The following is a 6962-nucleotide window of genomic DNA, read 5'->3' as shown; positions in this document are numbered from 1 at the left end:
TCCTCTTTAAGCGGGGCGGGCGACTGTCGAGCTTCGAGCCGGACGGAACTGCCCTACGCGGGCGGCGTCCGGGTGACCCCGGCGGGACGGAGCGAAACTACGTTTCGCTGCGGCTGGGTCAGCCCAATAGGGTAGAGGTTGCCTGTTAGGGTAGACCCGGCTATTTCGGAGTGCCCGAAGGCACTTTATTCCGAGAGGCAACGCAACTGAAAACCGCTGGCCCGGTACGCCGCGTAGCTGGGGTAGAGTACCGTCGCGTAGAAGTACAAGTACATGCCACGGTAGTGGTCGCCCGAATCGTAGGACGTGGACGACCAGCTGTACCCGAAGCTGCCGACGTACCACAACGCGCCCTCGCCGCTGCCGCGGTAGCCCGGGGCGGGACAGGATACTGCAGAAGAAAAGGATTACAAGTATTTTTCGAGATCGATCCCCGTCGGCAGAAACCGTTCGAGATCAGCCTTGTGGACATACAGCTCCTTGACCACCGCCGACGAGATGGCTCCCAGATACGGATCCGTCAACAGATAAAAGGTCTCGATTCCCGGATCCAGCCGCTTGTTGATCGCATCGATCGTGCGGTCGCTCTCGAAATCATCCACCGACCGCAACCCCCGCAGCAAGATATTGATTCCCTGTCGGTGACAGAAATCCGCCGTCAGTCCGTCATAGGTCTCCACCCGCACCCGCGGCTCCGCGCGAAACACATCGCGGATCAGCCGGACACGGTTTTCCATCGTCAGGAGCCCCTTTTTCTTGATGTTGTAGCCCACCCCCACGACAACTTCGTCGAACAGAGCGAGCGCCCGCCGCACGATATTTTCGTGACCGGCCGTAAACGGATCGAAAGACCCGGCGAAGATGGCTTTTTTCTCCATGTCCATGAAACTTCGTGCAAACTTTTAGGTAAAGATAAACATTTTTCATACCTTTGCGCCACTTGTCCGAAACAACGGCGGTTTTGCACAAACCAGGGAACGGGGAAGATTCGCTCTTCGCGGTTCGTTTTTCAAGAACGTTGTGGGAAGACAAGGGATTGACAATCAATAAATTCATCCAAACATGTCAACCAAAATCAGACTGTCGCGGCACGGGAAGAAAGGGTACGCTTTTTATCACATCGTGGTGGCAGACAGCCGTGCGCCGCGCAACGGACGTTTTATCGAAAAACTGGGAACCTACAACCCGAACACCAATCCGGCTACGGTGGTGCTTAACTTCGAAAGTGCTGTACGGTGGATCGGCGTGGGGGCACAACCGACCGATACCGCCCGCTCGATTCTTTCGAAAGAAGGGGTGATGTACCGTCATCACCTGAACGGCGGGGTAAAGAAAGGCGCATTCACCGAAGAGGTGGCCGAACAGAAGTTCGCGAAATGGAAAGCTGAAAAAGAGGCCAAAACGGCATCGACCAAAGCTGCCCTGGATGCCGCTAAGGCAAAGACCGCTAAGGAACGCCTGGAAGCTGAAACGAAAGTGAAAGAGGCCAAGGCGGCTGCTTTGGCAGCAAAACTGGCGGAAGCCGCTGCTGCGGCAAAGGCGGCTGAAGCATCGGAAGAAGCTGCCGAAGCTGCGGCTGAAACGGCCGAAGGGGATACGGCTGCGGCAGAAGAAGCTGCTGCGGAATAAATTTCCGGGGACAGCCCCCCCCTTATTTCTATTCGAACAACATCGGGAAAACCTTGCTTCGTTGCGGAGCGGGGTTTTCTTTTTCACATAAAACGGTACGCAGCAAAATGGGAAAATCAAACGACTCGACTTATGCAGCCCGCGCTTCGGCGATCGAAACGGCGGCGCAGCGCGGTGAATGGATCGTCGGGCGGATCAAAAAAGAGTACGGAAATGCGGCCGACGGGAACGGAACGCTGCTGGTGTCGCTCTATGACGATTTTCCGGAAGATTTGGAGGAAGGGACTCCGCTGTGGACGGTGATCGACTCGCTGGCCGTACCGCTTTACGTCGCCTCGTTCGAGCGGCAGGGCAGCAGTCGGGGCGTTATGGTTTTCGATGATTTCGAAACGCCGGCGGAGGTGAAGTTGTTAATCGGGAAAACCCTCTATTTCCCTCCTGTTTCCGCAGAGCGCGAAGAGACCGGAGAGGCGGATTTGAGCACGCTGATCGGGTATGAACTGACCGACCGGGTTTCGGGCCGGACGGGGATTGTACGGGAATTTTACGACTACCCGGGCAATCCTTTGCTGGGCGTCGATTTCGACGGCCGCGAGGTGCTGGTTCCCGCGTCGGACGGGATGATCGAAGTGGTCAGCGTCCGGAAGAAGCGGCTGGCCGGGGAGCTGCCGGAGGGGCTGTTCGAACTTTGATACAGGGAAACGAAAAATCTTTGGTTTTGCCATGATGGATCATCGATTTGAAAGCTTGTTTCAGCGTTTCCAAGAGGGAGATGCACAGGCACGAAACGAGATCGTACAACTCGCCGAGGCCGGCGACGCCAGAGCGCAATTCAAGCTCGGAGTCTGCTATGACCAGGGATGGGGCGTTGACCAGGACTACACCGAAGCTGTCAAATGGTACCGTCTCGCGGCGGAACAAGATCATGCCGAGGCTCGCTTCAATCTCGGGGACTGTTATAAGGACGGACTGGGGGTCGAACAGGACTACACGAAAGCAGCGGAGTGGTTTCGTCTCGCAGCCGAACAGGGACTGCCTGACGCGCAATACAACCTCGGAGTCTGTTATGCGAACGGGGTGGGAGTCGAACTGGATTACAAGGAAGCCGTGAAATGGTATCGCAAAGCAGCCGGACAAGGATATGCCGATGCGCAATACAACCTCGGCATCTGCTATAAAAATGGGCGGGGCGTCAGACAGAGCTACAAGAAAGCAGCGAAATGGTACCGACTGGCAGCCGAACAGGGAGATGCGGATGCGCAGTTCAGACTCGGTCTCTGCTATATGAACGGAGAAGGCGTAAAATCAGATGCTGCGGATGCGTGCGAATGGTTCCGTCTCGCGGCGGAACAAGGATTTGCCGAAGCACAATGCAACTTTGGCAACTGCTACTATTTCGGTTTCGGAACCGACCAGAACGATGCCGAAGCCGTGAAGTGGTACCGCCTCGCGGCGGAACAAGGAGATGCCGATGCGCAATACAACCTCGGGCTCTGCTATAAACACGGCAGAGGGGTCAAACTGGATGCGGTGGAAGCCGTGAAGTGGTGGCGTCGGGCGGCCGAACAAGGATTTCAGGAAGCCGAAGCCAGGTTGGCCGAACTACGCTGAGACACAGCATCCCGGACGGAGAATCGATAAAATTCCGGCCAACGGTTTTCCGTCCGATACCCGGTCGCGCGAGCCCATGCCCCGTAAAGTGGAAATGCATAAGCATTTCCACTTTTCATTTCAGCCCAATTCCCGTCCGCGCGCCTAATAGCTGAAACTGCTGCCGCCCAAGAACTCCCGAAGGATCGATGTCGGCGGAAGATCCCGATCCGGAATCTCGACGAAATAGTCCAAAAACCGCGACAGCCGCAACGCTTCGGCAAACTCCGGCGTATTGGCCGGAACACGCCCCAACAACGGCTGGGCGTACCTCTTCAGAATCGAAATCTCGAAAAACAAAGCGGTGTTCACCATCACGTCGGCCTGTTCCTGGAACGGAAAGATGTATTTGTCCTCGCCGCGCCGGACACTCCCCCACCCCCGGATCGTATCATAAGCCGAACGCCCCCGATACTTGCTGTCCCGCACGATCCGCCGCAACAGCCGGTTGTCGGTCGTCGAAATGACGGTCATGTCGTCCAGCGAAAGGGTGGTCAGGGCCGAGGCGTAAATCTTGTACTTGAGGTGCTCTTCGATATGGGGCGTCAGAGCCGGATTCAGGCCGTGAATCCCCTCTACGATCACGATGCTCCGGTCGTTGAGCTGCAGGGTCGTCCCGTCGTAATAGCGTTTGCCGTCCGTAAAACGGAACTTGGGCATCTCGACCTGTTCGCCTGAGAAAAGACGGTTCAGATCGGAGTTGAAAGCCTCGACATCGACCGCGCCGAGCGATTCGAAATCGTAATCGCCGTTCTCGTCCCGCGGGGTGTGCTCCCGGTCGACGAAATAGTTGTCCATCGAGATGGTCTGCGGTTCGAGCCCCAGCACCCGCAGCTGGATGGAGAGCCGTTTGGCCAGCGTAGTCTTGCCGCTCGACGACGGGCCGGCCACCAGCACGATCTTAACGCCGCTCTTCCGGTGGCGTTCGGCGATGACGTCGGCAATCCGGGCGAGGGTCTTCTCCTGCAAGGCCTCGCCGACCTTGATGAGTTCGCCCGCCTCGCCGGCCAGCACGCGCGAATTGAGCGACCCGACGTCCGCAATGCGCAGGATATCAGACCACTCCTGATTTTGCTGGAAGACGGAGAAGAGTTTCGGTTCGAGACGCATGGGTTCGACCTTGGTCCAGTCGTCGCGCCGGGGCATCTGCAGCACGAAGCCACCGCCGAATGCGTGCAGGTCGAAAGTCGTCAGCACACCGGTCGAAACGGCCATCGCTCCGTAAAAATAACCGGGCAGACCGCCGAGGTTATAGACTGTCACGAAGCACTGGGGCCACGTGCCGAGCAAGGCTACCTTATCCTCGAACCCGCAGCTGCGGTAGAGTTTCTCGACGTCGGAGAAGAGCAGTTTTTCGCGTACGATCGGCAGGTTGAGCTCAACGAGTGTCCGCATCCGTTTCTTAATCTCTTCGACCTGTTCGGCACCGATCGACCCGGCTCCCTCGATCTCGCAATAGTATCCCCGGGCTGCCGTATAAAGCACGCGCAGCCGGGCTTTCGGATAGAGGTCGGAGACGGCTTTGTGCAGCAGGAAAAAGAGCGACCGGGCATAGACCCGCATGCCGTCGGACGAGACCATCTCGACAAACCGCAGACTCTTCGGCGAGTAGATCCGCGTGTTGAGCTCTTTCATCCGGTTGTCGGCAAAACAGGCGATTACGGGCGATTCGGTGCGCAGGGCCAGCATCTCCAAGGCCTGCTCCAGCGTGGAGCCCTCTTCGACATAAAGGGTCGTATCGTTGTTCTCGCAGTAAATCTGTATGGGGCGTGTCGTCATAATCCCGAATAGTTTGCAAAAAGTATTCCTAAAGATACGGAATTTTTCTTTCCCGGGCTATTATTTCTCGGAGAAAATCGTTCGACGTTCACGGACTGCGATCGCCCGCACCCACCGTTCCGGCCCGGCCGACCAGTTGTCGCGTGCCCGAGGCGACAAGGTCTCCTGCGCAGTCAGCCAGGCGGCCAAGGCGACTCGATAGTCTTCGGCCACAACGGTCACAGGCCACCCTTCGTTCTGAAGTTCCCGGGCCCGAAAGGAGTTGAGCACGAGGGTATAAGTGCGATCGGGGTCGAACGGTTCGCCGCATTCGGTCTCGTAGATCGTCACGCGGTGTCCGGGCCGGGCGGTCAGGTCGACCCGGAACCGAAGGCCAGCCACATCGTCGTGCAGATAATAGGGCACTTTCAAACGCACCAAGTCCGACTGTGGCCCGGCGATCCGGAAAAAGCGCATCCCGAAAATCTTTTCGATCCACTCTTTCAACCTCCGCCCGGGCAACCGAACGACCACCAAGCGGTTGTCGAATCGAAAGAGGGGTAAAATGTCGCTCAACGACAAGTCGCCGGCGGGCAGTGTCACATCCATCGCGGGCGGCGCAAAAAACGAAACGTCGGCTCCGGGAGCCGACGAGAGCTGAAAACGGTGAAAGAGGTCGGCAAAGGCGGAAGGGCCGAAAAATCCGTCCCGTGTGGTAATCGCGGTGTCGAGCTTCGCCACAAGCTCCAGAAAAAAGCGCCGCATCCGCTTCTCATCTGCGGCAAATCGCTCTTTCAGGGATTTCGAGGGCCGGATATCCGAAAAGTCGTACCGCCTGACACGCACGGCAGTATGTCCGTCGATTTCATACCGGTCGGCGACGAGCCACTCGTGTTCGCCGAGCGAATCCACTGCGGCGGGGGTCACGCCGAATTGTGCGGCCAGCGAATCTCCTGCGGCGGCGGAAAGATATCCGGCTGCCTGCATCACTCTTGGTCGCAAAGTGCTATCCACAAGCGCCGCATAAACCGCGTCGCCTAACGGCATCTTCCTCCGGGGGATGTCCACGGCAAAGACCGACGCTTCGCCGAGTTCTGCCTGCCAGGTCTCGACAAAACGGGCGACGGCTGTCAGCGAACCGGCCCGATATCTGCCGGTTACGGGATCGAAATCCATCGTGGCGGCATCGCCGGCGGTCACGACGAGCCGCCGGTGGGACTGGGCGGAGACAAGAACGCTCAGCAGACTGAAAAACAAACTGATAACTACTCTACGCATCATTCGTTTCTGCGTGTTTCTTGGCGAGGAGTACCCCGCCCCGGGCTGTCACGAGAGGAGTAACGGGGCACTGGGGGTCGTCGGCAGCAATGGAATCAGTTGGGCTTCGACGGTCAGCCACACGAATGGCATGAACATGAATTTCAGTGTGACGTGGCTTCGTTCCAGCACTTCGGACAGCCGTGCCTACGGTTTTCAGTTGCGTTGCCTCTCGGAATAAACGCGCCCACAGGGCGTCTTACTGGCAGCCTCTACCCTATTGGACTGACACAGCCTTAGCGAAACGTAGTTTCGCTCCGTCCCGCCGGGGTCACCCGGACGCCGCCCGCGTAGGGCAGTTCCGTCCGGCTCAAAGCTCGACCGCGCGCGACTGCTGGAGTAGGAAATCGTTAGAACCATAGTGAATGGTTCTAACAAGATTTCCGCCAGCGCACGGACAAAGAACAGCACCAAGCTCGACCGCGCGCCACGCCTTAAAAAGGGAAATCGGCAAAATGCACCTGGGCGTTTTGACAAGATTTCCCTAGGCGCGCGGAAAAAGCTCGTTTATCCGATAAGTTTCGGGCGGCGGTCCGTCTTGAGTTCTAAGTCAATCTCTTCTCTCTGTTCCGCTTAGGCCGCGGGGGCCCCTACTTTCTACTATGTGG

The 6962-nt window shown here is 57.7% G+C and carries 8 protein-coding genes; 4 read left to right on the top strand and 4 right to left on the bottom strand.

What is annotated here, in order from left to right:
• Positions 1 to 185 precede the first annotated feature (185 nt).
• Positions 186 to 347, bottom strand: coding sequence for a hypothetical protein (locus QZ292_RS08915; protein ID WP_294600693.1), 162 nt, complete (start codon positions 345 to 347; stop codon positions 186 to 188).
• A 60-nt stretch (positions 348 to 407) separates the two neighbouring features.
• Entirely contained in the window at positions 408 to 884 is a 477-nt protein-coding gene (gene coaD / locus QZ292_RS08910) for a pantetheine-phosphate adenylyltransferase (RefSeq protein WP_294600691.1), read from the bottom strand.
• Positions 885 to 1062: 178 nt separating this feature from the next.
• Here coaD and QZ292_RS08905 point away from each other — a divergent pair, with 178 nt between their 5' ends.
• The 3 genes from QZ292_RS08905 to QZ292_RS08895 all read left to right on the top strand — a co-directional run bounded on the left by QZ292_RS08905 (position 1063) and on the right by QZ292_RS08895 (position 3240).
• Complete coding sequence (locus QZ292_RS08905) at positions 1063 to 1629, top strand: 30S ribosomal protein S16 (RefSeq protein ID WP_294600689.1); 567 nt, start codon at positions 1063 to 1065, stop codon at positions 1627 to 1629.
• A 107-nt stretch (positions 1630 to 1736) separates the two neighbouring features.
• Entirely contained in the window at positions 1737 to 2321 is a 585-nt protein-coding gene (locus QZ292_RS08900; protein ID WP_294600687.1) for a 16S rRNA processing protein RimM, read from the top strand.
• 31 nt (positions 2322 to 2352) lie between these two features.
• Positions 2353 to 3240 carry a tetratricopeptide repeat protein gene (locus QZ292_RS08895; protein WP_294600685.1) on the top strand — a complete coding sequence of 296 codons (888 nt, stop codon included), beginning with the start codon at positions 2353 to 2355 and terminating at the stop codon, positions 3238 to 3240.
• A gap of 144 nt (positions 3241 to 3384) precedes the next feature.
• Here QZ292_RS08895 and QZ292_RS08890 read toward each other — a convergent pair whose 3' ends face one another.
• Together QZ292_RS08890 and QZ292_RS08885 are read right to left on the bottom strand one after the other, a co-directional pair.
• Positions 3385 to 5058, bottom strand: a complete 1674-nt coding sequence (locus QZ292_RS08890) for a nucleoside kinase (RefSeq protein ID WP_294600683.1) — start codon at positions 5056 to 5058, stop codon at positions 3385 to 3387.
• 60 nt (positions 5059 to 5118) lie between these two features.
• Positions 5119 to 6318: a 5'-nucleotidase gene (locus tag QZ292_RS08885; protein WP_294600682.1), complete on the bottom strand. Its 1200-nt coding sequence runs from the start codon at positions 6316 to 6318 to the stop codon at positions 5119 to 5121.
• Positions 6319 to 6328: 10 nt separating this feature from the next.
• Here QZ292_RS08885 and QZ292_RS08880 point away from each other — a divergent pair, with 10 nt between their 5' ends.
• Complete coding sequence (locus QZ292_RS08880; protein ID WP_294600680.1) at positions 6329 to 6535, top strand: hypothetical protein; 207 nt, start codon at positions 6329 to 6331, stop codon at positions 6533 to 6535.
• Positions 6536 to 6962 lie beyond the last annotated feature (427 nt).

The organism is uncultured Rikenella sp. (assembly GCF_910577125.1).
In the GTDB taxonomy this organism is placed as follows: Bacteria; Bacteroidota; Bacteroidia; order Bacteroidales; family Rikenellaceae; genus Rikenella.
This window is presented reverse-complemented; position numbering and strand designations above follow the sequence as displayed.